We start from the raw sequence: 585 nt of genomic DNA, 5'->3' as shown, positions 1-585 counted from the left end.
AACGTGGTCTCGGACAGTGTCTGGTGGGTAGTTTGACTGGGGCGGTCTCCTCCCAAAGAGTAACGGAGGAGCACGAAGGTTTGCTAATCACGGTCGGACATCGTGAGGTTAGTGCAATGGTATAAGCAAGCTTAACTGCGAGACAGACAAGTCGAGCAGGTACGAAAGTAGGTCATAGTGATCCGGTGGTTCTGCATGGAAGGGCCATCGCTCAACGGATAAAAGGTACTCCGGGGATAACAGGCTGATACCGCCCAAGAGTTCATATCGACGGCGGTGTTTGGCACCTCGATGTCGGCTCATCACATCCTGGGGCTGAAGTAGGTCCCAAGGGTATGGCTGTTCGCCATTTAAAGTGGTACGCGAGCTGGGTTTAGAACGTCGTGAGACAGTTCGGTCCCTATCTGCCGTGGGCGTTGGAGAATTGATTGGGGCTGCTCCTAGTACGAGAGGACCGGAGTGGACGCATCACTGGTGTTCCAGTTGTCTCGCCAGAGGCATTGCTGGGTAGCTACATGCGGAAGAGATAAGTGCTGAAAGCATCTAAGCACGAAACTTGCCAAGAGATGAGTTCTCCCTGTCTTT

The 585-nt window shown here is 53.2% G+C and carries 1 rRNA gene; it reads left to right on the top strand.

What is annotated here, in order from left to right:
• A 23S ribosomal RNA gene (locus tag DK415_RS09440) occupies positions 1 to 585 on the top strand; the annotation flags it as partial.

Origin of the sequence: Aggregatibacter segnis (genome assembly GCF_003130075.1) — a bacterium.
GTDB classification, from domain to species: Bacteria; Pseudomonadota; Gammaproteobacteria; order Enterobacterales; family Pasteurellaceae; genus Aggregatibacter; species Aggregatibacter segnis_A.
This window is presented reverse-complemented; position numbering and strand designations above follow the sequence as displayed.